The sequence below is a fragment of the Rugamonas violacea genome, assembly GCF_016461825.1.
In the GTDB taxonomy this organism is placed as follows: domain Bacteria; phylum Pseudomonadota; class Gammaproteobacteria; order Burkholderiales; family Burkholderiaceae_D; genus Rugamonas.
The window spans coordinates 53,693-80,237 of record NZ_JAEMNU010000150.1 but is presented as its reverse complement, the minus strand read 5'-3'; the positions used below and the strand labels follow the sequence as shown (position 1 = coordinate 80,237).

Genomic DNA, 26,545 nt, shown 5'->3' with positions numbered 1-26,545 from the left:
CCCCCCGGGGCAAATGCTGAGTTTGCCGCGATTTCGCTGATTAAATTGCGGGCAGAATACCCCTTGAAAAGGTAGGATATCGCCCCATTTGTTGCGCAAGCGGTACAGAAGTCATGTCAAACAAATATGAAACGTAGGAGTCTCTCAGATGCAAGATCAGGAAAATCAAGCTGTGCCTAATCCAGAGGCGGACGCCGCCGCCGCGCCTTCGAATTCCGAGCAACTGACGCTGGAGCAACAGTTGGCGGACACCGAAGCGCGTCTGGTCGAGATGCGCGACGCTTTCATGCGCGCCAAGGCCGACGGTGAAAACATCCGTCGTCGCGCCCAGGAGGATGTCTCCAAGGCGCATAAATTCGCCGTTGAAAGCTTCGCCGAGGCCATGGTGCCGGTCAAGGACAGCCTGGAAATGGCGCTGAAGGTGGAAACGCCTTCGATCGAGTCGCTCAAGGAGGGGGTCGAAATGACCTTGAAACAACTCAGCGCCGCCTTCGAGAAGAACCGTCTGCTGGAGATCATGCCGGCGCAGGGCGACAAGCTCGATCCGAACAAGCACCAGGCCGTGGCCGTGGTGCCGGCCGAGCAGGAAGCCAACACCGTCGTGTCGGTGCTGCAAAAGGGTTATATGATCGCCGACCGCCTGCTGCGTCCGGCCATCGTGACGGCGGCGCAGGCAAAATAATTTGCCGCGCCGGCCAGATAAGCACTTGAAAACATACAGCTTTTCCACATATTAGTACCATCTGAACTTAGCAAAAAAGGAAGAAAAATCATGGGTAGAATTATCGGTATCGATCTGGGAACCACGAATTCCTGCGTTTCCATCATGGAAAATGGTCAGCCAAAGGTAATCGAAAACGCCGAAGGCGCGCGCACGACGCCCTCGATCATTGCTTACCAAGAAGATGGTGAAATCCTCGTCGGCGCGCCGGCGAAACGCCAGGCCGTCACCAATCCGAAGAACACGCTGTTCGCCGTCAAACGTCTGATCGGCCGCAAGTTCGACGAAAAAGAAGTGCAGAAGGACATCGGCCTGATGCCTTACACGATCACCAAAGCCGACAACGGCGATGCGTGGATCGGCGTGCGCGACAAGAAACTGGCGCCGCCACAGATCTCGGCCGAAGTGCTGCGCAAGATGAAGAAAACCGCCGAAGACTACCTCGGCGAGGAAGTCACCGAAGCCGTCATCACGGTGCCCGCCTACTTCAACGATTCGCAGCGCCAGGCCACCAAGGACGCCGGCCGCATCGCCGGTCTGGACGTCAAGCGCATCATCAACGAGCCGACCGCGGCCGCGCTGGCGTTCGGCCTGGACAAGACCGAAAAAGGCGACCGCAAAATCGCCGTGTATGACTTGGGCGGCGGCACCTTCGACGTGTCGATCATCGAGATCGCCGACGTCGATGGCGAAAAACAATTCGAAGTGCTGTCGACCAACGGCGACACCTTCCTGGGCGGCGAAGACTTCGACCAGCGCATCATCGATTACATCATCGAAGAGTTCAAGAAGATCAACGGCCTGGACCTGAAAAAAGATCCGATCGCCCTGCAGCGCATCAAGGCTTCGGCCGAGCGCGCCAAGATCGAACTGTCGTCCTCGCAGCAGACCGAAATCAACGAGCCGTACATCGCCATGGCGAACGGCGCGCCGGTCCACCTGACCCTGAAGATGACCCGCGCCAAGCTCGAATCGCTGGTCGAAGAACTGATCATCGCCACCATCGAGCCTTGCCGCATCGCCATCAAGGACGCCGGCGTCAAAGTCACCGACATCGACGACATCATCCTGGTCGGCGGCATGACCCGCATGCCCAAGGTGCAGGAAAAGGTCAAAGAGTTCTTCGGCAAGGACCCGCGCAAGGACGTCAACCCGGACGAGGCCGTCGCCGTCGGCGCCGCCATCCAGGGTTCGGTCCTGTCGGGCGAACGCAAGGACTTGCTGCTGCTCGACGTGACGCCGCTGTCGCTGGGAATCGAAACCCTGGGCGGCGTGATGACCAAGATGATCCACAAGAACACCACGATTCCGACCAAGTTCTCGCAAGTGTTCTCGACCGCCGACGACAACCAGCCCGCGGTGACCATCAAGGTCTTCCAGGGCGAGCGTGAGATCGCCGCCGGCAACAAGGGCCTGGGCGAATTCAATCTGGAAGGCATCCCGCCGGCATCGCGCGGCACGCCACAGATCGAAGTGACCTTCGACATCGACGCCAACGGCATTCTGCACGTCGGCGCCAAGGACAAGGCCACCGGCAAAGAAAACAAGATCACGATCAAGGCCAACTCCGGTCTGACCGAGGCGGAAATCCAGAAGATGGTGAAGGACGCCGAAGTCAACGCCGAGGAAGACAAGAAAGTGAAGGAACTGGCCGAGTCGCGCAACCAGGCCGACGCGCTGGTCCACTCGACCCGCAAGTCGCTGACCGAATACGGCGACAAGCTCGAAGCCGGCGAGAAGGAAAAGATCGAAGCCGCCATCACCGAGCTGGAAGGCTCGATCAAGTCCGGCGACAAGGCCGAGATCGACGCCAAGCTGGCGACGCTGTCGACCGCTTCGCAGAAGCTGGGCGAGAAGATGTACGCTGACATGCAGGCGCAGCAAGCCGCCGGCGGCGCCGCCGAAGGCGCGCAGCCGGGCGCCGGCGCGGCCGAAGGCCAGGCCAAGCCGCAGGACGACGTGGTCGACGCCGACTTCAAGGAAGTCAAAGACAGCAAGTAAGCCGTCTGTGGCCGGACGCCCAGCGCGTCCGGCCCCGCCGGCAGAATTTGCCGCCGCGCAGACCGGCCGAGCCGAGTGACCGTCAAGCCGGTTCCGGCTCGGCTTTTTCGCATAATCAGTACATCAGTAAATACAGCAAGGTCCCGACAACATGGCAAAGCGTGATTTCTACGAGACACTCGGTGTCGCCAAAAATGCTTCGGAAGAAGAGATCAAAAAGTCTTATCGCAAACTGGCGATGAAGTACCATCCGGACCGCAATCCGGACAGCAAGGAATCCGAAGAGAAGTTCAAGGAAGTCAAGGAAGCCTACGAGATGCTGACCAATCCGGAAAAGCGCGAGGCGTATGACCGCTATGGCCACGCCGGCGTCGATCCGAACATGGGTGGCGGCGGCGGCTTCGGCGGCGGCGCCGGCGGTTTCGGCGATGCCTTCGGCGACATCTTCGGCGACATCTTCGGCGGCGGCGGCGGCGGCCGTGGCCGCAGCGCCGGCCCGCAGGTGTATCGCGGCGCCGACCTGCGCTACAACCTGGAAATCACCCTGGAGCAGGCCGCCCACGGCTTCGACACGACGATCCGCGTGCCGTCCTGGGACAAGTGCGACACCTGCCACGGTTCCGGCGCCAAGCCGGGCACCGCGCCGACCACCTGCGGCACCTGCGGCGGCCACGGCCAGGTCCGCATGCAGCAGGGCTTCTTCAGCATCCAGCAGACCTGCCCGAAATGCCACGGCACCGGCAAGATCATCACCGATCCCTGCTCGCCTTGCGGCGGCGCCGGCCGCATCAAGCGCAACAAGACGCTGGAAGTGAAGATCCCGGTCGGCATCGACAACGGCATGCGCATCCGCTCGTCGGGCAACGGCGAACCGGGCACCAACGGCGGACCGTCGGGCGACCTGTATGTGGAAATCCACATCAAGCCGCACAGCGTGTTCCAGCGCGAGGGCGACGACCTGCATTGCGAGATGCCGATCTCCTTCGCCAAGGCGGCGCTGGGCGGCGACATCGAGGTGCCCACCCTGTCGGGCAAGGTCTCGTTCACGATTCCCGAAGGCACCCAGTCGGGCAAGACCTTCCGCCTCAAGGGCAAGGGCATCAAGGGCGTGCGTTCCGGCTACGCCGGCGACCTGTTCTGCCATGTGGCGGTCGAGACGCCGGTCAAGCTGACCGACAAGCAAAAAGACATGCTGCGCGACTTCGAGAAGCTGACCACCGAGGGCGGCTCCAAGCACAGCCCGCAAAGTAAAACCTGGAAAGACAAGGTGAAGGACTTCTTCGAGTAAGATAGTCGCTGCACACTCGGGACGCGTCAGCGTCCGTTTCGATAGACCGCCCTGCCGCTCGTCCGAGCGGATCGGCGGTCTTCTTATGTACGAGAGGAAGACCATGAACGAAGTAGAGAACACCGCCGTCCCGCTGCAGAACTTGCTGGACAACAACCGCCGCTGGGCCGAATCCCAGGTGGCGCGCGACCCCGATTTCTTCAACCGGCTGGCCCAGCAGGCCTCGCCGGAATATCTGTGGATTGGTTGTTCGGACAGCCGGGTGCCGGCCAACGAACTGCTGGGTCTGGCGCCGGGCGACGTCTTCGTCCACCGCAACATCGCCAACGTGGTGGTGCACTCCGACCTGAACTGCCTGTCGGTGCTGCAATTCGCCGTCGACGTGCTGAAGGTCAAGCACGTCATCATCGTCGGCCACTACGGCTGCAAGGGCGTGCACGCGGCGATGACGGGCACCCGCATCGGCCTGGCCGACAACTGGCTGCGCCACGTCCAGGATGTGCACCAGAAGCACGAGCGCTACCTGGGCGACGTGTTGACCAGCCGCAAGCGCGCCGAGCGCCTGTGCGAACTGAACGTGGTCGAGCAGGTCGCCAACGTTTGCCAGACCACCATTCTGCAGGACGCCTGGGAACGCGGCCAGGAAGTCAGCGTGCACGGCTGGGTCTACGGCCTGAAGGACGGCCTGTTGAACGACCTCAACATGACCGTCAGCGCCGCCCACGACCTGGCGCCGCGCATGACCAAGGCGCTGGCGCAATACGCCGACGAGCAGGGTTAATTCCCATTGCGGCGGCGCACGGCATCGCCGTGTGCCGCCGCGCCGCGCTGTGGATATGCCGCCCAGTCGCCCCACTGCGCACCGCCGCGCCGTCTTGCCATCCCGCCAAGCCAGCGCGCCGCCGGAGACGCCCACAGCGCCGCCAACGGCAGCGGCGCACCGAGCGTGGTTTGATTCTTGCTTGTACTTCCCTCCATGAAGCACACTTTGACCCACTCGTGATGTCCAGGCGGATATCGGCTGCCCCCATGCGCAATCTCCGTATCGTCGTCGTCAACACCATCATCGCCGCCGGCGAGGAGGACGACCTCGTCCTGCAGGCCCAGGCCGCGCGCGCCGAGGCGCTGCGGGTCGGCCTGATCGAGGCCGGCTACGACATCGTCGCCTCGCTGCCGGCCGACATGCACCTGCCCGAGCGCATCGCCCAGCTGCAGCCGGACATGATCATCATCGACGCCGAGTCCGACGCCCGCGACGTGCTCGAACACATCGTCATGGCCACCCGCGACGAGCGCCGCCCCATCGTCATGTTCACCCAGAGCGAGGACACCGCCAGCATGGACGCGGCGATGGCCGCCGGCGTCACCGCCTACGTCGTCGCCGGCCTGCAGTCCGAGCGCATCAAGCCGGTGCTCAACGTCGCGCTGGCCCGCTTCAAGCAGGAGCAGAAGCTGCTCAGCGAGCTGCACGACACCCGCCACAAGCTGGCCGAGCGCAAGGTCGTCGAGCGCGCCAAGGGGCTGCTGATGGCGCGCCACCAGCTGTCCGAGGAGCAGGCCTACCAAAAGCTGCGCACCTTGGCGATGAACAAGAACCTCAAGCTGGCCGAAGTGGCCCAGCGCCTGCTCGACGTCGAGGACCTGCTCGGCTGAGCCCGCCGCCCGCTCAAGCAAACCACACCCACAGGCGACACCCGGGGTCGGACCCCTCGGGGTCTGACTCCGGCTCTCCGCCCTTGGGTGGTCTTGCCGCCGCCGCCGCTCGCACGCACAGCGCGTCCGCCCGTGGCGAAAACGGCGCCATTGTGGTGCACCGCACAATGCTGGTGCGTTTTTCTCCCCCGTTTCCGCGTCCCCCGGCGCGCCAGCCCCTGTGCGCGTGGCATGGTACTTGCAACCACCCATCACATAGCGGGTCCGGCCAACGGCGGTCGAACCGCACCAAGACAACGGCGTCTTTTTCAGCATGGATGATTCATGCCGGGGGAGACGCTTTTTTATTTGCTGAAGGATTCCGCACATGATGACAAGCGCTAGCCACCCGGCCGGCCTGCCCGAAAAGCAGCTGCTGCGCATCGGCTTCAACCCGCTGACCGACTGCGCCTCGGTGGTGGTGGCCGCGCTGCTCGGCTTCGACGAACGCTACGGCATCAAGATCGTGCTGCGCCGCGAAGCCTCCTGGGCCGGCGTGCGCGACAAGCTGATCGGCGGCGAACTCGACGCCGCCCACCTCCTCTACGGCATGGTCTACGGCGCCCAGCTGGGCATCGGCTGGCAACAGAAGGACATGGCGGTGCTGATGCAGCTGAACCAGAACGGCCAGGCGATCACCCTGTCGCGGCGGCTGGTCGAGCAGGGCGTGCTCGACGGCGCCTCGCTGGCGGCCTTGATGCGCGCCGAGCCGCGCACCTTCACCTTCGCCCAGACCTTCCCCACCGGCACCCACGCGATGTGGTTGTACTACTGGCTGGCGGCGCAGGGCATCGACCCGATCCGCGACTGCCGCGTCATCAGCGTGCCGCCGTCGCAGATGGTGGCCAACCTGGCGGCCGGCCACATGGACGGTTTTTGCGCCGGCGAGCCCTGGGGCCACCGCGCCCTGGCCGACCGGGTCGGCGTCACCGTCGCCACCACCCAGCAGATCTGGCCCGACCATCCGGAAAAGGTGCTGGGCGCCTCGGCCGCCTTCGTCAAGCACCACCCGAACGCCTGCCGCGCGCTGATCGCCGCCGTGCTCGACGCCAGCAAATGGATCGAGGCGTCCGACGCCAACCGCCTGGCCACGGCCGAGATCATCGCCGCCGTCCAATACGTCAACACCGGCCGCGACGTCATCGCGCCGCGCCTGCTGGGGCGCTACGAGGACGGCCTGGGCCGCCAGTGGCAGGACCCGCACAGCCTCAAGTTTTATGCTGGCGGCGCGGTCAACTTCCCCTACCTGTCGGACGCCATGTGGTTCATGACCCAGCAACGCCGCTGGGGCCTGCTCAAGCACGACCCCGACTACTTCGCCGTCGCCTGCCGCGTCAACCAGGTCGCGCTGTACCGCGAGGCCGCCGAGTTGAGCGGCACGCCGGCGCCGCAGTCGGCGCTGCGCCGCTCGACCCTGATCGACGGCAGCGTCTGGGACGGCAGCGATCCCGAGGCCTACGCCGCCTCCTTCCCCATCCGCCAGCGCGGCTAACACCGGCGCCATCCGGCGCCGCCGCCCGAGCGGCTTCAATCCAATTTGCGGGAGCAGACATCATGCAACAAGCACAAGGCAAGGTCACCCTGGTGGGCGCCGGTCCCGGCGATCCGGAGCTGTTGACCATCAAGGCTTTGAAGGCGATCGAGGCGGCCGGGGTGCTGCTGATCGACGACCTGGTCAACCCGGAAATCCTGGCGCTGGCGCCGGCCACGGCGCGGGTGATCCAGGTGGGCAAACGCGGCGGCTGCGAATCGACGCCGCAGGAGTTCATCGAGCGGCTGATGATCGCCGAGGCGCGCGCCGGCCACCACGTCGTGCGGCTGAAGGGCGGCGACCCCTATTTGTTCGGCCGGGGCGGCGAGGAGAGGGCGCAGTTGCGCGCCCACGGCATCAGCGTCGAGGTGGTGCCCGGCATCAGCAGCGGGCTGGCGGCGCCGGCCTCGCTGGGCGTGCCGCTGACCCACCGCGCCTGGAGCCAGGGCGCCGTGTTTGTCACCGGCCATGGCAAGGACGCCGCCTCCGAGCCGAACTGGGCCGCGCTGGCGCAGTCCGGCCTGACCCTGGTGATCTACATGGGCGTGGCCCGCTGCGAGGCGATCCAGGCCGGGCTGCTGGCCGGCGGCGCCAAGGCGCGGACGCCGGTGGCGGTGGTGCAGTCGGCCACCCGGGCCAAGCAGCGCCAATTGCTGACCACACTGGGCCAGCTGCCCGCCGCCTTGCGCGACAGCGGCTTGGGCAGCCCCAGCATCATCGTCATCGGCGACGTGGTGCGCTGCGCCGACGACTGGCGCGAGCTGGCCGAGCCGGCGCCGCCGCCGCCGCTGGCGCACCGGGCCGCCTAGGATCGGCCAACCCGCTGGCGGGCGCGCGCCGCGAAGCCAAGCTGCGGACACAAAGCAAACCCACAGGCACAAACTGGGGTCAGACCCGCCGCGCCAAGGCGGGGAGTCTGACCCCGGCTCTCCGCCCCTGGGTGCTTTGGCAGCCGCCAGCATGCACCGCGCCGCGCACCGATACTGTGCGGCGCTGCACCGCAACATCGCAGCCACTTCCCGATTCATTTCCACACCTCAACGGTTTGACCGGCCCTGCCGCCGCCCAGCCCCTGGCGCGGGATCGGACAACCTCTGGCACAGCTCTTGCATAAGCTATGACAGGGATCAATGGCGATCCCCCCAAAATAATTGCGCTGGTCTAACGATGGACTGGCAAGGACAACGGCGTCCGCCCGGCTTGGTCTTTCGATCAGGCTGCGCGGACGCCTTTTTTTGCGCCTTTGATTCACTTACCGGGATAAAAAAATGGCCAGCAAAGCAAACAGCATCACCCTCTTCTCCATGGCGACGCCGCCGATGCGGGCGTTCCACCTGACCTGGATGGCTTTCTTCGTCTGCTTCTTCGCCTGGTTCGCCTGCGCCCCGCTGATGCCCGTCATCAAAGGCGAGTTCGGCCTGAGCCTGGCGCAGATCGCCAACATCAACATCGCCGCCGTCGCCATCACCATCCTGGTGCGCCTGATCGTCGGCCCGCTGTGCGACCACTTCGGCCCGCGCAAGACCTACACCGGCCTGCTGCTGCTGGGCGCCGTGCCGGTGCTGGGCGTGGCGCTGTCGCAGAGCTACGAGAGCTTCCTGTTCTTCCGCCTCGGCATCGGCGCGGTCGGCGCCAGCTTCGTCATCACCCAGTACCACACCTCGGTGATGTTCGCGCCGAAGATCGTCGGCACCGCCAACGCGGCGGCGGCCGGCTGGGGCAACGCCGGCGGCGGCGCGGCGCAGGCGCTGATGCCTTTGCTGATGGGCGCCATGGTCATGCTGGGCGTCGGCGAAACCATGGGCTGGCGCGCCGCCCTGCTGGTGCCCGGCGTGCTGATGCTGGTGATGGCCGTGCTCTACCACCGCTACACCCAGGACTGCCCGGCGGGTAACTACAGCGAGATGCGCGCCGCCGGCATCGCCATCGAAGGCGGCAAAAAAGGCGGCTGGGACAGCTTCAAGACCGCCGCCGGCAACTACCGCGTCTGGCTGCTGTTCGTCACCTACGGCGCCTGCTTCGGCATCGAGATCTTCATCCACAACATCGCCGCCATCTACTACGTCGACCACTTCGGCTTCTCGCTGAAATCGGCCGGCCTGGCCGCCGGCAGCTTCGGCCTGCTGGCGCTGTTCGCCCGCGCCCTGGGCGGCTGGATCTCCGACCGCGCCGCCCTGCGCGGCAACCTGAATAGCCGCGTCACCCTGTTGTTCATCATGATGATCGGCGAGGGCGCCGGCCTGCTGTGGTTCGCCCACGCCGACGGCGCCACCTTCGCCATCATCGCCATGCTGACCTTCGGCCTGTTCACCCACATGGCCTGCGGCGCCACCTACGCGCTGGTGCCCTTCGTCGACAACCGCGCCCTGGGCGGCGTGGCCGGCATCATCGGCGCCGGCGGCAATGTCGGCGCGGTGGCGGCCGGCTTCCTGATGAAGGGCCTGGGCGACACCCAGCAAACCCTCAGCGTGCTTGGCGTGCTGGTCGCCGTGTCGGCCCTGTGCGCCCTCGGCGCGCGCTTCTCGGCCAGCGCCATGCAGCCCGCGCTGGGCGCCGGCAACGCCACCGCATAAGGCGTCGTTGCCGCGCAGGCGGCAAGCCATGCCGCGCCGCCGGCAAGGCGGCGCGTGAAGAAATCGCCGGCGAACAGGGATTCCCGCCTGCGCGGGAATGACGGACAGCTTAGTTTTGAGGGAGTATCAACATGAAAATCATCGTCATCGGCCACGGCATGGTCGGCCACAAGTTCCTGGAAAGCCTGGGCGACAGCAGCGACATGCAGGTCACCGTGCTGTGCGAGGAAGCGCGGCCGGCCTACGACCGCGTCCACCTGTCCGAATACTTCTCCGGCACCTCGGCCGAGCAGCTGTCGCTGGTGCCGCAGGGCTTCTTCGAGCGCGGCAACCTGCTGCTCAAGCTGAAGACCCGCGCCGTCGCCATCGACCGCGCCGCCAAGACCGTCACCGTGCGCAGCGGCGAAGTGCTCGAATACGACAAGCTGGTGATGGCCACCGGCTCCTTCCCCTTCGTGCCCCAGCTGCCCGGCAAGGACCGCAAGGACTGCTTCGTCTACCGCACCATCGAAGACCTGGAGCGCATGCTCGAATGCGGCAAGCGCTCGAAGACCGGCGTGGTGATCGGCGGCGGCCTGCTCGGCCTGGAATGCGCCAAGGCGCTGCGCGACATGAACCTGGCCACCCACGTGGTCGAGTTCTCGCCGCGCCTGATGGCGGTGCAGGTCGACGACGCCGGCGCCCGCGTGCTGCGGCGGAAGATCGAAGACCTCGGCGTCACCGTCCACACCGGCAAGAACACCCAGGCCATCGTCGACGGCGTCGACGGCACCCACCGCATGGAGTTCGCCGACGGCACCCACCTCGACACCGACATGATCGTCTTCTCGGCCGGCATCCGCCCGCGCGACTTCCTGGCGCGCGAATGCGGCCTGGCCACCGGCCCGCGCGGCGGCATCAGCATCAACAACCAGTGCCAGACCTCGGACCCGGACGTCTACGCCATCGGCGAGTGCGCGCTGTGGAACGGCCAGGTGTTCGGCCTGGTGGCGCCCGGCTACGACATGGCGCGCATCGCCGCGCGCCACCTGATGGGCGAGCAGGCCGAGTTCGCCGGCGCCGACATGAGCACCAAGCTCAAACTGATGGGCGTCGACGTGGCCAGCATCGGCGACCCGCACGGCGCCGCCGCCGGCAGCCGCAGCTACCAGTTCACCGACGAGCGCAAGCAGATCTACAAGAAGATCGTCGTCTCCGACTGCGGCAAATACCTGTTGGGCGGCGTGATGGTGGGCGACGCCAGCGAATACGGCACCTTGCTGCAGATGATGCTGAACCGGATCGAGCTGCCCGCGTCGCCCGAGTTCCTCATCCTGCCGCAGTCCGACGGCCAAAGCCGTCCCGCGCTGGGTGTCGACGCGCTGCCGGACACCGCGCAGATCTGCTCCTGCAACGACGTCAGCAAGGGCGCGCTGTGCCTGGCCGTGGCCGACGGCGCCACCTCGATCGGCGCGCTGAAAAGCTGCACCAAGGCCGGCACCGCCTGTGGCGGCTGCGTGCCGCTGGTGACGCAAGTGATGAAGGCCGAGATGAAAAAGCTCGGCATGGACGTCAACAACCACGTCTGCGAGCACTTCGCCCACTCGCGCCAGGAGCTGCTGCACCTGGTCCGCGTCGGCAAAATCACCACCTTCAACGCGCTGCTGGCGCAGCACGGCAAGGGCCGTGGTTGCGACGTGTGCAAACCGCTGGCGGCCAGCATCCTGGCCTCGTGCTGGAACGACTTCGTGCTGAAGAAGGAGCACGCCAGCCTGCAGGACACCAACGACTACTTCCTCGGCAATATCCAGAAGGACGGCACCTACTCGGTGGTGCCGCGCATGGCCGGCGGCGAAGTCACCGCCGACGGCTTGATCGCGGTCGGCACGGTGGCCAAGAAGTACGGCCTGTACACCAAGATCACCGGCGGCCAGCGGGTCGACCTGTTCGGCGCCCGCGTCGAGCAACTGCCGCTGATCTGGGAGGAGTTGATCGCCGCCGGCTTCGAGTCCGGCCACGCCTACGGCAAATCGCTGCGCACCGTCAAATCCTGCGTCGGCTCGACCTGGTGCCGCTACGGCGTCGACGACAGCGTCGGCCTGGCGATCATGCTGGAGAACCGCTACAAGGGCCTGCGCACGCCGCACAAGATCAAGTTCGGCGTGTCCGGCTGCACCCGCGAGTGCGCCGAGGCGCAGGGCAAGGACGTCGGCATCATCGCCACCGAGAAGGGCTGGAACCTCTACGTCTGCGGCAACGGCGGCATGAAGCCGCGCCACGCCGAGCTGCTCGCCGCCGATCTGGACAAGGACACCATGATCCGCTACATCGACCGCTTCCTGATGTTCTACACCCGCACCGCCGACCGCCTGCAACGCACCAGCGTCTGGCGCGACAACCTGGAGGGCGGCCTGGACTACCTGAAGCAGGTAGTCGTCGCCGACAAACTGAATATCGCCGCCGAGCTGGAGGCCGAGATGCAGCACGTGGTCGACACCTACGCCTGCGAATGGAAGGCCGCCGTCGAAGACCCGGAGACGCGCAAGCGCTTCCGCCACTTCGTCAACAGCGAGCAGGGCGACAACAACGTGGTCTTCATGGAGGAGCGCGGCCAGATCCGTCCGGCCACCTTCGCGGAGCGCCAGCGCGTCATCCCGATCGCCGTCAAAGCCTAAGCACTTGTCCGCCCACTTTCAGGAGAACCGTATGCACCGCGATATACCAACCGACAAATGGATCGCCGTCTGCGACCTGGCCGAGATCGTCCCCAACACCGGCGTCTGCGCGCTGTTGAACCAGGTGCAGGTGGCCGTGTTCCACCTCGACGACGACGGCACCCCGCGCGTCTTCGCCATCGAGAACTACGACCCCAACTCGCAGGCCGCCGTGCTGTCGCGCGGCCTGGTGGGCAGCCTGGGCGAGCGCATCGTGGTCGCCTCGCCGATCTACAAGCAGCACTTCGACCTGCAAACCGGCGAATGCCTGGAGGCGCCCGAGCATTCGGTCGGCACCTACCCGGCCCGCATCGCCGAGGGCAAGGTCTGGGTCGGCGTATGAAAGCCGCGCTGGTGGTGGTCGGCAACGGCATGGCCGGCATGCGCACGGTCGAGGAGCTGCTCAAGCTGGCGCCGGACATGTACGACATCACCGTGTTCGGCGCCGAGCCGCACGGTAACTACAACCGCATCCTGCTGTCGCCGCTGCTGGCCGGCGAAAAGAGCATCGCCGACATCATGCTGCACACACGCGAGTGGTACGCCGAGAACGGCATCACGCTGCACGCCGGCGATCCGGTCGAGCACATCGACCGGCGCCGCCGCGTGGTGCGCGCCGCCTCCGGCCGGGAAGTGCGCTACGACCGCCTGCTGCTGGCCACCGGCTCCAAGCCCTTCATCATCCCCGTGCCGGGCCACCAGCTGCCCGGCGTGATCGCCTTCCGCGACATCCAGGACGTCGAGACCATGCTGGCGGCGGCGCGCAGCCACCGCCACGCCGTGGTCATCGGCGGCGGCCTGCTCGGCCTGGAGGCCGCCAACGGCCTGCTGCGCCAGGGCATGCGGGTGACCGTGGTCCACGTCACCGACAGCCTGATGAACCAGCAGCTCGACAAGCCGGCCGCGCTGCTGCTGCAAAAGGCGCTGGAGCACAAGGGCCTGCACTTCCTGCTCAACGCCCAGACCGCCGAGATCCTCGGCCCGGAGCGGGTCACGGCGGTGCGCTTCAAGGACGGCGGCGAGATCCCGGCCGACCTGGTGGTGATGACCGCCGGCGTGCGTCCCAACATCGCCTTGGCGCAGCAGTCCGGCCTGCACTGCGAGCGCGCCATCGTCGTCGACGACACGCTGCAAACCTACGACCCGCGCATCTACGCCGTCGGCGAATGCGTGCAGCACCGCAGCGCCACCTTCGGCCTGGTGGCGCCGATCTGGGAGCAGGCCCGCGTCTGCGGCGCCCACCTGGCCGGCGCCGGCCACCGCCGCTACGTGCAGCAGACTTCGCCCACGCGGCTCAAGGTTACCGGCGTCGACCTGTACTCGGTCGGCGACTTCATCGGCGGCGAGGGCAGCGAAGACCTGGTGCTGCGCGACCCGCGCCGTGGCGTCTACAAGCGCCTGGTGTTGAAGGACAACCGCATCGCCGGCGCCGTGTTGTACGGCGACGTGCGGGACGGCCCCTGGTACTTCGGCCTGATCCAGAACCGCACCGACATCGGCGCGATCCGCAATCATCTCTTATTCGGCGAGGCGCTGTGCGCCAAAGCCGCTTGATCTGGAATCCATCGTGAACCTGTCCCAAACCCACCTGTCGGTCCGCACCACCTGTCCCTACTGCGGCGTCGGCTGCGGCGTCAAGGCCACGCCCAAGGGTGACGGCTCGGTCGAAATCGCCGGCGACGCCGGCCATGCAGCCAACAAGGGCAAGCTCTGCGTCAAGGGCTCGGCGCTGGGCGAGACGGTGGGGCTGGACGGGCGGCTGCTGTACCCGCAGCTGCGCGGCGAGGATGGCCTGCGCCGTATCAGCTGGGACGCCGCCCTCGACAAGGTGGCCGATGAGTGGCGGGCCATCATCGCCGAGCATGGCCCGGACGCGGTGGCGCTGTACGTCTCCGGCCAGTTGCTGACCGAGGACTACTACATCGCCAACAAGCTGATGAAGGGCTACGTCGGCAGCGCCAACATCGACACCAACTCGCGCCTGTGCATGTCGTCCGCCGTGGCCGGCCACAAGCGCGCCTTCGGCGAGGACCTGGTGCCGGTCTGCTACGAGGACCTGGAACTGGCCGACATGGTGGTGCTGGTCGGCTCCAACACCGCCTGGTGCCATCCCATCCTGTTCCAGCGCATCGCCCGCGCCAAGGAGGCCCGGCCCGACTTGAAGATCGTCGTCGTCGACCCGCGCCGCACCGCCACCTGCGAGCTGGCCGACCTGCACCTGCCGATCAAGCCGGGCACCGACGTCTGGCTGTTCAACGGCCTGCTCAGCTACTTGGCGCGCATCGGCGCGGTGGCGCCCGACTTCATCGCCGCCCACACGCGCGGCCTGGAGTCGGCGCTGGCCACCGCCGCCGTCGAATGTGCCGATCCGCTCGAAGTGGCCAGGATCTGCCGCCTCGACCCGGCCGCGCTGATGGAGTTTTATGAAGCCTTCGCCGCCACCGCCAAGGTCATCACCGCTTTCTCGCAGGGCGTCAACCAATCCTCGGCCGGCACCGACAAGGCCAACAGCATCATCAACTGCCACCTGATCGGCGGGCGCATCGGCCGGCCCGGCATGGGACCGTTTTCCATCACCGGCCAGCCCAACGCCATGGGCGGCCGCGAGGTCGGCGGCCTGGCCAATATGCTGGCCGCCCACATGGACCTGGAGCAGCCGCTCCACCGCGAGCTGGTGCAAACCTTCTGGGACTCGCCGCGCATCGCCGACCATGGCGGCCACAAGGCGGTCGAGCTGTTCAAGGCGATCGAGGCGGGAACCGTCAAGGCGGTGTGGATCATCGCCACCAATCCGGTGGTCAGCATGCCGGACGCCGACCAGATCAAGCGCGCGCTGGCCAAGTGCCAGCTGGTGGTGGTGTCGGACATCGTGCAGAACACCGACACCAACGACTACGCCCACCTGCTGCTGCCGGCCCTGGGCTGGGGCGAGAAGGACGGCACCGTCACCAACTCCGAGCGGCGCATCTCGCGCCAGCGCGCCTTCCTGCCGGCGCCCGGCGAGGCGCGCGCCGATTGGCGAATTCTTTGCCAGTTCGCCCAGCGCATGGGCTACCCCGGCTTCGACTTCGACGGCGTGCATGCCGTCTTCGACGAGCACGCCCGCCTCAGCGCCCATCGCAACGGCAGCGATGCCGGCGAGGTGGCGCGGGTCTTCAACATCGGCGCGCTGGCCGCGCTCACGCCCAATGAATACGACGGCCTGGAGCCGGTGCAGTGGCCGGCCGTGCGCCTGGCCGACGGCAAGGTGGCGAGCAGCGCGCGCCTGTTCGGCGACGGCCGCTTCGCCCACGCCGACGGCAAGGCGCGCTTCATCGCCACCGCGCCGCGCGCGCCGGTCAACCCGGTGTGCGAGGAGTTCCCGCTGGCCCTCAACACCGGCCGCGTGCGCGACCAGTGGCACACCATGACGCGCACCGGCAAGTCGGCCAAGCTGGCCGACCACGTCGCCGAGTCCTTCGTCGACATGCACCCGCAGGACGCGCTGCTGCACGGCGTGCGCGAGGGCGAGCTGGCGCGCGTCAGCACCAAGTGGGGCGCCATGGTGGCGCGCGTGCAGCACGGCGGCGGCATCGCCCGTGGCAGCGTGTTCATTCCCATCCACTGGTCGGGCCAGAGCGCCTCGGACGCGCGCGTCGGCGCGCTGGTCAACCCGGTGGTCGACCCGGTCTCGGGCGAACCGGAGTTCAAGCACACGCCGGTGCGGGTCGAGCAGTTCCGCGTCTCCTGGCACGGCTTCATCCTCAGCCGCAAGGAGCTGGGGCTGGACGCGGTTGCGCATTGGACGCGCATCCAGGGCCGCGACTTCGCCCGTTACGAACTGGCCGGCCGCAACACCATCGGCGATTTCGGCGCCTGGGCGCGCGCACTGCTCGGCGTCGACAGCGAGGACGCCGACTGGCTCGAATACGAGGACCGCAGCGCCGGCGTCTACCGCGCCGTGCATTTGAACCAGGACCGCATCGACCAGTGCGTCTTCGTCTCGCCGCGCCAGGACATGCCCTCGCGCGCCTGGCTGGCCAGCCTGTTCGGCAAGGAGCGGCTGAGCGAAATCGACCGCGTCGGCCTGCTGGTCGGGCAGCCGGTGGAGAAAGGCGCCGACGCCGGGCCGACCGTCTGCTCCTGCTTCGGCGTCGGCCGCAACACCATCTGCGAGGCCATCCGCAGCCAGGATCTGAGCAGCGTGGCGCAGGTGACGGCCTGTGTGAAGGCCGGCGGCAACTGCGGCTCCTGCGTGCCGGAGATCAAGATGCTGCTGGTCGAAACGCTGGCCGAGGCCGCTTCCTGATTCTTGGGGACAGGGGACCGCCTTGTGCCGCCGCAAAAACGGCGGCCGGCGTGCCGCGTTTTTCTTCGTCGGGTGTAAACTATCCCCATCCTTCCAATCAGGGCGGCGACGGAGATGGCGATGGAACCCGTATCGAAAGAATTGCTCGAAGCCCGGATGGGCGCGCTGGAAGCGAAACTGGACGCCTCTATGCATAAAGCCACGGCCGAACTGGTCAAGTGGATCGTCGGCACGGCCATCGCCATGTCGGCCGTGGCGATCACGGTGATGACCTTCGTGCTCAACAATGCCGTCCCCAAGGCGTTCGCCTATTCGTCGCCGGCGCCCATCGTCATCCAGTTGCCGGCCCAGGCCACGGCGCAGAAGTGACGGCGGCGGACCATCGTTATCTGTTTGGGACTATGCCAAATTAGCCCGTCGATCGCGCGGTCATGACCGTCGAGAGTGCAATGGCCATCCGCGAGAATTTCACCGACACCGATATGGACTGCCGGCTCAACGGGCAGCGCGGCAGCGAGGTTGAATGCTTGGTGCCCGACCTGACGGACGTGGCGCGCCGCAAGATCCTGCCGCGTGGCAAGTTCCCCCGGGACCGCGGCATGCGTATCCCCGAGTCGGGCGCGCAGGAGCGGCGCGTCGAGAACCGCATCATCGACGTCTACGCCGCCATCCAAGACCTCGAGCACCCGCTGCTGCACGCGTGAGCGGAGAGATTGGTCGAAGCATGGCAAGACCGGCGGCGCCATCCAAACCCAGCGGCGAGATCTAGGGTCAGACCCAGCGGGTCTGACCCTGGCACTTTGCCGCTGGGGTGCGCCAGCACGCCCGGCAGCTCCGAGTTAGCCCCCGGTCCCGGCGGCGGCGACTACATCTATAATCACGCTCTTCGACGACGGCGCTTCCGCTCCGCCTTCAATTGTCAATTTCTATACAATTCAAATTCAACCACGATGACGACTGCCCGTCCCGCCACCGCCGCCGCCTCAGCTGACACCGGCCAGCCCTTCCTCCTGATCCGCAACCTGGTCAAGGACTTCGACGGCGTGCGCGCCGTGAACGACGTGTCGGTCGCCATCAACAAGGGCGAAATCTTCGCCCTGCTGGGCAGCTCAGGTTGCGGCAAGTCGACCTTGCTGCGCATGCTGGCCGGCTTCGAAACACCGACCGAAGGGCAGATCGTGCTGGCCGGGCAGAACATCGTCAACGTGCCGTCCTACCAGCGGCCGATCAACATGATGTTCCAGTCCTACGCCCTGTTCCCGCACCTGTCGGTGTGGGACAACATCGCCTTCGGCCTGCGCCGCGACGGCCTGCCCAAGGACGACATCGCCGCCCGCGTCGACAAGATGCTGGCCCTGGTGCAGCTGGGCGCCTACGCCAAGCGCAAGCCGCACCAGCTGTCCGGCGGCCAGCAGCAGCGCGTCGCGCTGGCGCGCAGCCTGGCCAAGCGGCCGCAGTTGCTGCTGCTCGACGAGCCGCTCGGCGCGCTCGACAAAAAGCTGCGCGAGCGCACCCAGATGGAGCTGGTCAACATCATCGAACAGGTCGGCGTGACCTGCGTGATGGTCACCCACGACCAGGACGAGGCGATGAGCATGGCCACCCGCATCGCCGTGATGAGCGAAGGCCGCATCCTGCAGGTCGGCGCGCCGGGCGAGATCTACGAGACGCCCAACTGCCGCTTCGTCGCCGACTTCATCGGCAGCGTCAACTTGTTCAACGGTCGCGTCGTGGTCGACGAGCCGGACCACGTCGTCGTCGAAACGCCGGAGACGCGCCACTTCATCCCGCACGGCATCACCGGCACCGAGGGCATGGAAGTCTCGGTCGCCGTGCGCCCCGAGAAAATCTGCATCCAGCCGGACCAGCCGACCGTCGAGCAGCGCGCCAGCGCCGCCGAACATGGCTACAACTGCGCCGCCGGCACCATCACCGCGCTGGCCTACTTCGGCAACGAGACTCACTACCACGTGCGCCTCGACAGCGGCATCGACCTCAAGGTCGCGCGCACCAACGCCCAGCGCCACGACGACAGCCGCCTGCGCCGCGACCAGCGCGTGTTCGCCTGGTGGGACGGCGCCGACGTCGTCGTGCTGACCAGCTAAGCCGGGGGAGCGCATGAAGAACTTCCTCACCTCGCTGCTGACGGCGCGTTGGCTCACCGGCCGCCGGCTGGTGATCGCCGTGCCCTTCGTTTGGCTGGCCTGCGCCTTCCTGGTGCCCTTCCTGATCGTCGCCCGCATCAGCTTCACCGAGCCCGACGCCGGCGGCAATCCCTTCGGCACCTTGATGACCCTGGTCGACGGCGTCATCACCTTCAAGATCAAGATCGCCAACTACCTGTTCATCTTGCAGGACGACCTGTATGTGCTGACCTACCTGAGTTCCCTCAAGTACGCCGCCATCACCACCGTGCTGTGCCTGACCATCGGCTACCCCTTCGCCTACTTCATGGCGCGGGCGCGGCCGACCATCCGCCCGGTGCTGATGATGATGGTGATGCTGCCGTTCTGGACCTCCTTCCTGCTGCGCATCTACGCCTGGAAGGGCATCCTGGCCAACAATGGCCTGCTCAACCACCTGCTGATCAGCGTCGGCGTCATCGGCGAACCGCTGCACATGATGAACACCCCGTTCTCGCTGGTGATCGGCATGACCTACGCCTATCTGCCCTTCATGATCCTGCCGCTGTACGCCAACCTGGTGAAGATGGACGTGCGCTTCCTCGAAGCGGCCGCCGACCTGGGCGCCACGCCGCTGCAAACCTTCTGGCGCATCACCGTGCCGTTGTCGAAGTCCGGCATCATCGCCGGCTCGATGCTGGTGTTCATTCCGGCGGTGGGCGAATACGTGATTCCGGAACTGCTGGGCGGGCCGGAGACGCTGATGATCGGCCACGTGCTGTGGGACGAGTTCTTCACCAATAACGACTGGCCGATGGCCTCCTCGGTGACGGTGGTGGTGATCCTGTTGATCCTGGTGCCGATGGCGATCTTCAACAAGTACAAGGCGGAACAGGAGGCACGCGCATGAACGGCAACTTCATCCAACGATGGTTCGGGCGCGGCTGGCTGTCGCTCGGCTATGTCTTCCTCTACCTGCCGATCCTGGTGTTGATCGTTTTCTCGTTCAACAGCTCGCGGCAGGACATGGTGTGGAGCGGCTTCTCGCTGCGCTGGTACGCCGAACTGATGAACGACACGGAGATCATCAGCGGCTTCGGCCTGTCTTTGAAAATCGCCGTGTTGACGGCGACCGCCTCGGTGGTGCTGGGCACCTTCGCCGCGTTCACGCTGAATCGCTACCAGCGCTTCTTCGGCCGCACGCTGTTTTCGGGCATGGTCAGCGCGCCGCTGGTGATGCCGGAAGTGATCATCGGCCTGTCGCTGCTGTTGATGCTGGTGTCGGTGCAGAAGGTGTTCGGCTTCCCCGAGCGCGGCATGCTGACCATCTGGCTCGGCCACACCTTGCTGGGCATGGCCTACGCGGCGGTGGTGGTGCAGTCGCGTTTGCAGGAGATGAGCAAGTCGCTGGAAGAGGCGGCGATGGACCTGGGCTGCAAGCCGCACCAGGTGTTCTTCCTGGTGACGCTGCCGAATATCACGCAGGCGCTGGCCTCGGCCTGGCTGCTGACCTTCACCCTGTCGCTGGACGACGTGGTGCTGTCGGCCTTCCTGTCCGGTCCCGGCTCGTCGACGATGCCGATCGTGATCTTCTCGCGTGCCCGGCTGGGTCTCGACCCGAGGGTCAACGCCGTCGCCGCGCTGACGATTTTGGCGGTAACGATAGCCGTGATCGCATCGAGTTTGTGGCTGGCGCGCGGCGAACGCCTGCGCCAGCGGCAAGTCCAAGCCGCCGCCAAAGCCGAGTAACCCCGGGGTCTAACCCCGGGGTCAGTGCCGACATTCGGACACGGCCTGAGCCTTAACCCCGGGGTCAGTGCCGACATTCGGACACGACCTGAGCAGTAAGACCAGTGAAAGCGCCGTTCTACTGTTCAGCTTGTGTCCGAATGTCGGCACTGACCCCGCTGGGAGGGGGCTGACCCCGCTGGCGCGCTGCTGGCTTAGATGCCGCCCATGCAGATGTACTTGATGACCAGGTAGTCTTCGATGCCGTACTTGGAGCCTTCGCGCCCCAGGCCCGACTGCTTGACGCCGCCGAACGGTGCGATCTCGTTCGAGATCAAGCCCGTGTTCACGCCCACCATGCCGCTCTCCAGCCCCTCCGCGACGCGCCAGATGCGGCCGATGTCGCGCGAGTAGAAGTAGGCCGCCAGGCCGAACTCGGTGTCGTTGGCCATGGCCAGCACATCGTCGTCGGTGTTGAAGCGGAACAGCGGCGCCAGCGGGCCGAAGGTCTCCTCGCGCGCCACCAGCATGTCCGAGGTGACGTCGGCGACGATGGTCGGCTGGAAGAAGCTATGCCCCAGCGCGTGGCGCTTGCCGCCGGCCAGCAGACGACCGCCCTTGGCCAGCGCGTCGGCCACGTGCTCCTCTACCTTCAGCACCGCCTTCTCCTCGATCAGCGGGCCTTGCGTCACGCCCGGTTCCTGGCCGTCGCCGACCTTCAGCTTGGCCACCGCCGCCACCAGCTTGGCGGCGAAGGCGTCGTACACGCCGTCCTGCACATACAGGCGGTTGGCGCAGACGCAGGTCTGGCCGGCGTTGCGGTACTTGGAGGCGATGGCGCCTTCCACCGCCGCGTCCAGATCGGCGTCGTCGAAGACGATGAAGGGCGCGTTGCCGCCCAATTCCAGCGACAGCTTCTTGATCGTCGGCGCGCACTGCTCCATCAGCAGGCGGCCCACCTGGGTCGAGCCGGTGAAGCTCAGCTTGCGCACGATGGGGTTGCTGGTCATTTCGCCGCCGATGGCGCGCGACGAGCCGGTGACCACGTTGAACACGCCGGCCGGCATGCCGGCCCGTTCGGCCAGCACGGCCAGCGCCAGCGCCGAGAACGGTGTCAGCTCGGCCGGCTTGACGATGATCGGACAGCCGGCGGCCAACGCCGGGCCGACCTTGCGGGTGATCATCGCGGCGGGGAAGTTCCACGGCGTGATGGCGGCACACACGCCGATCGGCTCCTTGGTGACGACGATGCGGCGGTCCGGCCACGGCGACTGCATGGTGTCGCCGCTGACCCGTTTGCCCTCTTCGGCGAACCATTCGATGAAGGAGGCGGCGTAGACGATCTCGCCCTTGGCCTCGGCCAGCGGCTTGCCCTGCTCGGCGGTCATGATCAGCGCCAGGTCGTCGGCGTTTTCCAGCATCAGGTCGTTCCACTTGCGCAGGATGGTGGCGCGCTCCTTGGCCGATTTTTTACGCCATGCCGGCCAGGCCGCGTTGGCCGCCTCGATGGCGCGTTTGGTCTCGGCCGCGCCCATGTGCGGAATCGTGCCGATGGTCGCGCCGGTAGCCGGGTTGGTCACCGCGACCGTCGTCGCGTCGTCGGCGTCGAACCACTTGCCGTCGATATGGCACTGCTGGCGCAACAGCGTTGGATCTTTCAGGTTGAGCATGACTACCTCTTCAATGTGTCGGTGGATGTGGATTTTTCGAAGGCGCCGCTGTCGCTTGCCCACCCCCGGGGCGTAGAGCCGGGGTCAGACCCAGCGGGTCCGACCCCGGGTTTGCGTCTTGGGGTCAAGCTGTCCCAGCTACACGCTAGCGCAATCCGTCCGTCAGGTGTTGGCGGCGGCACTGGCGCGCAGGGCCGATTCCAATATGGCGAGCGCCTCGTCCATCAGCGCGTCGCTGATCGTCAACGGGAACAGGAAGCGGATCACGTTGCCATACACGCCGCAGGTCAGCAGCAGCAGGCCCTGTTGCAGCGCCAGCGTTTGTACCTGCTTGGTGAAGGCCATGTCCGCCTCGTGCGTTCCGGGCTTGGTGAATTCTACCGCGATCATCGCGCCCATGCCGCGCACTTCGGCGATCTGCGGGATGGCGCCGCGCAAACCGTGCAGGCGCTCCTTGAGGCGGTCGCCCAGCACGCCGGCGCGGGTGCACAGCTGTTCCTCTTCGATGATGTCGATCACCGCGTGCGCCGCCGCGATGGCCAGCGGGTTGCCGGCGTAGGTGCCGCCCAGGCCGCCGGGCGCCGGCGCGTCCATGATCTCGGCGCGGCCGCAGACGGCCGACAGTGGCATGCCGCCGGCCAGGCTTTTGGCGATGGTCATCAGGTCGGGCAGCACGTCGTAGTGCTGCATGGCGAACAGCTTGCCGGTGCGGGCGAAGCCGGTCTGGATCTCGTCGGCGATCAGCAGAATGCCGTGTTGGTCGCACAAGGCGCGCAGGGCGCGCATGAAGTCCTGCGGCGCGGCGTAAAAGCCGCCTTCGCCCTGCACCGGTTCGAGGATGATGGCGGCGACGCGCTGCGGGTCGACGTCGCATTTGAACAGCATCTGCAAGGCGGCCAGCGAGTCGGCCGTGCCGACGCCGTGCAGCTCGACCGGGAAGGGCGCGTGATAGACCTCGGTGGGGAAGGGGCCGAAGCCGATCTTGTACGGCGCCACCTTGCCGGTCAGCGCCATGCCCATCATGGTGCGGCCGTGGAAGGCACCGGAGAAGGCGATCACCGCGCTGCGGCCGGTGGCGGCGCGGGCGATCTTGACGGCGTTTTCGACCGCCTCGGCGCCGCTGGAGAAGAAGGCGGTCTTCTTGGCGTGCGTGCCCGGGGTGAGTTGGTTGATGCGCTCGGCCAGCTCGACATAGCTGGCGTAGGGGACGATCTGGTAGCAGGTGTGGGTGAACTTGCCGAGCTGCTGTTCGATGGCGGCGACGATCTTCGGATGGCGGTGGCCGGTGTTGAGTACGGCGATGCCGGCGGCGAAGTCGATGTAGCGGCGGCCTTCGACGTCCCACAGTTCGGCGTTCAGCGCGCGTTCGGCGTAGAACTGGCACATCACACCCACGCCGCGCGGCGTGGCGGCGTCTTTACGTTGCTGGAGTTCGGTATTGGTCATGGTCATGGTCGCGGTCCGTATTGGCTGGTTGGTCACAGGGTGGTTTTGATACTACACCCCATAACGGCACCATTAATAGGGCCACAATATGCATATCGGTAGAGCCACTTAATCCGACTGGAGATTAAATCCCTTGCGCCGTTCCCACCAAGCGCTGACCAAAAACAGCGCGCAGCCGAGCCAAAGAACGGCCGGCAGCGCGTTGATGCCGACGGTTTGCATCAGCACGCCGGTCAGCATCGGCCCGCCACTGCTGGTGATGCCCCAACTGGCGTTGACCACCGCGCTGGCGGCCACCAGCGACTGGCCGTGGAAGCGTTCGCCGCAGGCCACCAGGGCCAGCATGTAGGTGCCGCCGGCGGCGGCGCCCAACAACAGCAGCAAAGTCCACCACAGCCATGGCGTGGCGGCGGCGAAGGGCAGGGCCGGCAGCAGCAGGCAGACCACCACGCCGCAGCCGGCGTGTACGCGGGCGCGGCCGACGCGGTCGGCCAGCCAGCCGAGCGGGAACTGCAGCGCCGTGTCGCCGACCAGCACCACGGTGGCCGACAGCAGCGCCAGCTCGGTGGGAATGCCGTGGCGTAGGGCGTACAGCGGCAGCAGGCTCAGGGCCAGCGTGTCGAACAGGGCGAAGAAGGCGGCGCCGGCGACGATCATCGGCATGCGCGGCAGCACCAGCTGCCAGGCGACGTGGGGATCGTCCTCATGGCCGCCGGCGCTGTTGGCGATCAGGCCCAGTCCCGGCAGGGCCAGCAGGAACATGGCGCCGCAGGCGGCGAAGGGCCAGTCGATTTTGCTCTCGAAGCCGGCCACCAGGGCCGGCCCGACCAGCTGGAACAGCGTGAAGCTGGTGGTGTACATGGCCACCACCTTGCCGCGCGAATTACCGGGCGCCAGGCGGTTGACCCAGGCCTCGCCGATGGTGAACAGCACGCCCATGGCCGCGCCGAAAACGAAGCGCAGTAGCGCCCATATGCTCAGGTTGTCGGTCAATTCCATCAGCGCGGTGGCCAGCGCCGCCGCCCACACGGAGAGCAGCATGCCGCCGCGCGGCCCGAAGCGGGCCACCAGGCGCGTCACGAAGGGCGCCGAGGCGAGGATGCCGATCGCGCTGGCGGCGGTGATCAGGCCGATGATGTCGGTGCCCACGCCGCGCTGGTCCAGCGTCAGCGCGGTCAGCGGCGTGGTCGCGCCCAGGCCCAGGCCGACCACGCCGATGCTGATCGCCAGCGCGAAGAAGTCGCGCCACGGCAGGGTCTTCATCAGCGCACGCCCGACTGGATCACGGCGGCCAGCAGGCGGCCGTAGTAGACCACCTTCTCCGGCGTGACGTAGGCGTAGCCGACCAGCAGGCCACGCCGCACCGGCGGCGCTAGGTAGTAGGTCGACAACGCCTTGACCTGGATGCCCGATTCGGCCGCCAGCTTCTCCAGCGCGACGTCGTCGACCCGGTCGGGCAGCTCGACCACCAAGTGCAGGCCGGACTCCTCGCTGGAGATGGTCACGCTCTGGCTCAGTTGCGGCCCCAGTTGCGCCACCAGTGTGCGGCGCAGCAGTTCGCGCCGCGCGCCGTAGGTCTGGCGGATCTTGCGGATGTGGGTGGTGAAGTGGCCCAGCGCGATGAAGTCGGCCAGCGCCGCCTGCACCATCAACTGGCCGGGCCGTTGCAGGTCGTACAGCGCGCTCTTGAACGGCGCGATCAGCGCCGGCGGCACCACCAGGTAGCCGACCTTGATGCCGGGGTAGAGCACCTTGGAGAAGGTGCCCATGTAGAGCACGCGGTCGTCGGTGTCCAGGCCCTGCAGCGCGGCCAGCGGCCGGCCGGTGTAGCGGAATTCGCTATCGTAGTCGTCCTCCAGTATCCAGGCGTTCTTGCGCACGGCGACGTCGAGCAGCTCGCGGCGCCGGGCCAGGCTCATCACCGCGCCGGTCGGATACTGGTGCGACGGCGTCACGTAGATCAGTCGCGGCGAGGTGGCCAGGTCCTCATCGTCCAGCGCCATGCCGTCGCTGTCGACGGTGATCGGATGCAGCTTCAGGTCGCGCGCCTGGAACACGCGGCGCGCGCCCCAGTAGCACGGGTCCTCGACCCAGGCGGTGTCGCCGACGTCGGCCAGCAGCTGGGCGCACAGGTCGAGCGATTGCTGGGTGCCGGCGGTGATCATCACCTGTTCGACCGACACCTTGACCGAGCGCGAGATGCGCAGGTATTCGGTGATCGCCTGGCGCAGCGGCAGGTAGCCGCCGGACTGGCCGTAGTCGAGCAGGTCGGCGCGCGCCTCGCGCCAGATGCGGTTTTGCAGCCGCTGCCACAGCTTGAAGGGGAAGGAGGAGAAGTCGGCGTCGCCCGGCGCGAACGGTTGGATCTCGTAGCGCGGCCCGGCGGCGAAGGCGGTCAGCTCCTCGCCACGGCGCGACAGCGGCGCGCCGGCGCCGCCCTTGGCACTGGCGGCGGCCGCAGTTTTATTCGACTGTTGCGCCGACCCAACGCCGCGCATGCTCGCCGTATGCGCCTGCAAATCCGCCACATAGGTGCCGCTGCCCAGCGCGCTGGTCACATAGCCCTCGGCCGCCAACTGCTCGAAGGCGGCGATCACCGTGTTGCGCGCGATGCCCAGATCGCGCGCCAGGTCGCGGCTGGACGGCAGTTTGTTCCCCGCGCCCAGCTGCTGCTGGTGGATCGCCGCCTTCGCCGCCTCGTACAGGCGACGCTGCTGCGGCAGGCGCGGATGGAACTCGGCTTGGGCCAAAGTATGGGCGAGAAGGTCGGAGGCGGGTGACATAGTTTTTG

Annotated in this window: 20 protein-coding genes and 1 pseudogene; 17 read left to right on the top strand and 4 right to left on the bottom strand. The window is 66.7% G+C overall.

Annotated features, from left to right (window positions below; translation table 11 throughout):
• Window positions 1–148 precede the first annotated feature (148 nt).
• The 17 genes and pseudogenes from grpE (at window position 149) to H7U20_RS28040 (ending at window position 20,659) form a co-directional block, all read left to right on the top strand.
• Window positions 149–682: a nucleotide exchange factor GrpE gene (grpE, locus tag H7U20_RS28120; protein WP_199762437.1), complete on the top strand. Its 534-nt coding sequence runs from the start codon at window positions 149–151 to the stop codon at window positions 680–682.
• A gap of 48 nt (window positions 683–730) precedes the next feature.
• A complete protein-coding gene (gene dnaK, locus H7U20_RS28115; protein WP_370593276.1) occupies window positions 731–2,722 on the top strand; it encodes a molecular chaperone DnaK in 1,992 nt (663 codons plus the stop codon).
• A gap of 151 nt (window positions 2,723–2,873) precedes the next feature.
• Window positions 2,874–4,010 (top strand): molecular chaperone DnaJ, encoded by a 1,137-nt coding sequence (dnaJ, locus tag H7U20_RS28110; protein WP_199762435.1) that lies wholly within the window; start codon window positions 2,874–2,876, stop codon window positions 4,008–4,010.
• A 103-nt stretch (window positions 4,011–4,113) separates the two neighbouring features.
• Window positions 4,114–4,791 carry a carbonate dehydratase gene (gene can, locus H7U20_RS28105; protein WP_199762434.1) on the top strand — a complete coding sequence of 226 codons (678 nt, stop codon included), beginning with the start codon at window positions 4,114–4,116 and terminating at the stop codon, window positions 4,789–4,791.
• A gap of 248 nt (window positions 4,792–5,039) precedes the next feature.
• Complete coding sequence (locus tag H7U20_RS28100) at window positions 5,040–5,663, top strand: ANTAR domain-containing response regulator (RefSeq protein WP_199762433.1); 624 nt, start codon at window positions 5,040–5,042, stop codon at window positions 5,661–5,663.
• A gap of 367 nt (window positions 5,664–6,030) precedes the next feature.
• Entirely contained in the window at window positions 6,031–7,194 is a 1,164-nt protein-coding gene (locus H7U20_RS28095) for a CmpA/NrtA family ABC transporter substrate-binding protein (protein ID WP_199762432.1), read from the top strand.
• A 62-nt stretch (window positions 7,195–7,256) separates the two neighbouring features.
• Window positions 7,257–8,042 (top strand): uroporphyrinogen-III C-methyltransferase, encoded by a 786-nt coding sequence (gene cobA / locus H7U20_RS28090; protein WP_199762431.1) that lies wholly within the window; start codon window positions 7,257–7,259, stop codon window positions 8,040–8,042.
• A 459-nt stretch (window positions 8,043–8,501) separates the two neighbouring features.
• Window positions 8,502–9,806, top strand: a complete 1,305-nt coding sequence (locus H7U20_RS28085) for an MFS transporter (protein WP_199762430.1) — start codon at window positions 8,502–8,504, stop codon at window positions 9,804–9,806.
• A 131-nt stretch (window positions 9,807–9,937) separates the two neighbouring features.
• Window positions 9,938–12,460 (top strand): nitrite reductase large subunit NirB, encoded by a 2,523-nt coding sequence (gene nirB / locus H7U20_RS28080; RefSeq protein ID WP_199762429.1) that lies wholly within the window; start codon window positions 9,938–9,940, stop codon window positions 12,458–12,460.
• 31 nt (window positions 12,461–12,491) lie between these two features.
• Complete coding sequence (nirD, locus tag H7U20_RS28075; RefSeq protein ID WP_199762428.1) at window positions 12,492–12,842, top strand: nitrite reductase small subunit NirD; 351 nt, start codon at window positions 12,492–12,494, stop codon at window positions 12,840–12,842.
• Window positions 12,839–14,053 carry an NAD(P)/FAD-dependent oxidoreductase gene (locus H7U20_RS28070; RefSeq protein ID WP_199762427.1) on the top strand — a complete coding sequence of 405 codons (1,215 nt, stop codon included), beginning with the start codon at window positions 12,839–12,841 and terminating at the stop codon, window positions 14,051–14,053. The genes nirD and H7U20_RS28070 overlap by 4 nt, the downstream gene beginning before the upstream one ends.
• 13 nt (window positions 14,054–14,066) lie before the next feature.
• Window positions 14,067–16,787 carry a molybdopterin-dependent oxidoreductase gene (locus H7U20_RS28065; RefSeq protein ID WP_199762426.1) on the top strand — a complete coding sequence of 907 codons (2,721 nt, stop codon included), beginning with the start codon at window positions 14,067–14,069 and terminating at the stop codon, window positions 16,785–16,787.
• A gap of 120 nt (window positions 16,788–16,907) precedes the next feature.
• A complete protein-coding gene (locus tag H7U20_RS28060) occupies window positions 16,908–17,156 on the top strand; it encodes a hypothetical protein (RefSeq protein WP_199762425.1) in 249 nt (82 codons plus the stop codon).
• 80 nt (window positions 17,157–17,236) lie between these two features.
• Window positions 17,237–17,401, top strand: a pseudogene (locus H7U20_RS31045) (glutamine synthetase); the annotation flags it as partial.
• A 336-nt stretch (window positions 17,402–17,737) separates the two neighbouring features.
• Window positions 17,738–18,892 (top strand): ABC transporter ATP-binding protein, encoded by a 1,155-nt coding sequence (locus tag H7U20_RS28050; RefSeq protein ID WP_199762423.1) that lies wholly within the window; start codon window positions 17,738–17,740, stop codon window positions 18,890–18,892.
• Window positions 18,893–18,905: 13 nt separating this feature from the next.
• The gene (locus H7U20_RS28045) at window positions 18,906–19,820 is read left to right on the top strand and encodes an ABC transporter permease subunit (protein WP_199762422.1); all 915 of its coding nucleotides are present in this window, start codon (window positions 18,906–18,908) and stop codon (window positions 19,818–19,820) included.
• On the top strand, window positions 19,817–20,659 hold the full coding sequence (locus tag H7U20_RS28040; protein ID WP_199762421.1) for an ABC transporter permease: 843 nt from the start codon (window positions 19,817–19,819) through the stop codon (window positions 20,657–20,659). Before H7U20_RS28045 ends, H7U20_RS28040 begins: the two co-directional genes overlap by 4 nt.
• A gap of 194 nt (window positions 20,660–20,853) precedes the next feature.
• On the opposite strand, the gene gabD is transcribed toward H7U20_RS28040, so the two are convergent.
• From gabD to pdxR, 4 genes are all read right to left on the bottom strand, one after another.
• The gene (gene gabD / locus H7U20_RS28035; protein WP_199762420.1) at window positions 20,854–22,308 is read right to left on the bottom strand and encodes an NADP-dependent succinate-semialdehyde dehydrogenase; all 1,455 of its coding nucleotides are present in this window, start codon (window positions 22,306–22,308) and stop codon (window positions 20,854–20,856) included.
• A gap of 162 nt (window positions 22,309–22,470) precedes the next feature.
• Window positions 22,471–23,760 (bottom strand): 4-aminobutyrate--2-oxoglutarate transaminase, encoded by a 1,290-nt coding sequence (locus H7U20_RS28030; protein ID WP_199762419.1) that lies wholly within the window; start codon window positions 23,758–23,760, stop codon window positions 22,471–22,473.
• A 102-nt stretch (window positions 23,761–23,862) separates the two neighbouring features.
• Window positions 23,863–25,017 (bottom strand): MFS transporter, encoded by a 1,155-nt coding sequence (locus tag H7U20_RS28025; RefSeq protein WP_199762418.1) that lies wholly within the window; start codon window positions 25,015–25,017, stop codon window positions 23,863–23,865.
• The gene (pdxR, locus tag H7U20_RS28020; RefSeq protein WP_199762417.1) at window positions 25,017–26,537 is read right to left on the bottom strand and encodes a MocR-like pyridoxine biosynthesis transcription factor PdxR; all 1,521 of its coding nucleotides are present in this window, start codon (window positions 26,535–26,537) and stop codon (window positions 25,017–25,019) included. Before pdxR ends, H7U20_RS28025 begins: the two co-directional genes overlap by 1 nt.
• Between the last annotated feature and the right edge of the window lie 8 nt (window positions 26,538–26,545).

What these genes read in the sequence shown, in the direction of transcription:
- H7U20_RS28100 (WP_199762433.1), top strand. Translation starts at nt 5,040, where the DNA reads ATGCGCAATCTCCGTATCGTCGTCGTCAACACCATCATCGCCGCCGGC.
- H7U20_RS28030 (WP_199762419.1), bottom strand. Translation starts at nt 23,760, where the DNA reads ATGACCATGACCAATACCGAACTCCAGCAACGTAAAGACGCCGCCACG.
- nirD (WP_199762428.1), top strand. Translation starts at nt 12,492, where the DNA reads ATGCACCGCGATATACCAACCGACAAATGGATCGCCGTCTGCGACCTG.
- H7U20_RS28085 (WP_199762430.1), top strand. Translation starts at nt 8,502, where the DNA reads ATGGCCAGCAAAGCAAACAGCATCACCCTCTTCTCCATGGCGACGCCG.
- H7U20_RS28025 (WP_199762418.1), bottom strand. Translation starts at nt 25,017, where the DNA reads ATGAAGACCCTGCCGTGGCGCGACTTCTTCGCGCTGGCGATCAGCATC.
- gabD (WP_199762420.1), bottom strand. Translation starts at nt 22,308, where the DNA reads ATGCTCAACCTGAAAGATCCAACGCTGTTGCGCCAGCAGTGCCATATC.
- cobA (WP_199762431.1), top strand. Translation starts at nt 7,257, where the DNA reads ATGCAACAAGCACAAGGCAAGGTCACCCTGGTGGGCGCCGGTCCCGGC.
- H7U20_RS28060 (WP_199762425.1), top strand. Translation starts at nt 16,908, where the DNA reads ATGGAACCCGTATCGAAAGAATTGCTCGAAGCCCGGATGGGCGCGCTG.
- can (WP_199762434.1), top strand. Translation starts at nt 4,114, where the DNA reads ATGAACGAAGTAGAGAACACCGCCGTCCCGCTGCAGAACTTGCTGGAC.
- nirB (WP_199762429.1), top strand. Translation starts at nt 9,938, where the DNA reads ATGAAAATCATCGTCATCGGCCACGGCATGGTCGGCCACAAGTTCCTG.
- dnaJ (WP_199762435.1), top strand. Translation starts at nt 2,874, where the DNA reads ATGGCAAAGCGTGATTTCTACGAGACACTCGGTGTCGCCAAAAATGCT.
- H7U20_RS28045 (WP_199762422.1), top strand. Translation starts at nt 18,906, where the DNA reads ATGAAGAACTTCCTCACCTCGCTGCTGACGGCGCGTTGGCTCACCGGC.
- grpE (WP_199762437.1), top strand. Translation starts at nt 149, where the DNA reads ATGCAAGATCAGGAAAATCAAGCTGTGCCTAATCCAGAGGCGGACGCC.
- pdxR (WP_199762417.1), bottom strand. Translation starts at nt 26,537, where the DNA reads ATGTCACCCGCCTCCGACCTTCTCGCCCATACTTTGGCCCAAGCCGAG.
- H7U20_RS28050 (WP_199762423.1), top strand. Translation starts at nt 17,738, where the DNA reads ATGACGACTGCCCGTCCCGCCACCGCCGCCGCCTCAGCTGACACCGGC.
- H7U20_RS28095 (WP_199762432.1), top strand. Translation starts at nt 6,031, where the DNA reads ATGATGACAAGCGCTAGCCACCCGGCCGGCCTGCCCGAAAAGCAGCTG.
- H7U20_RS28070 (WP_199762427.1), top strand. Translation starts at nt 12,839, where the DNA reads ATGAAAGCCGCGCTGGTGGTGGTCGGCAACGGCATGGCCGGCATGCGC.
- H7U20_RS28040 (WP_199762421.1), top strand. Translation starts at nt 19,817, where the DNA reads ATGAACGGCAACTTCATCCAACGATGGTTCGGGCGCGGCTGGCTGTCG.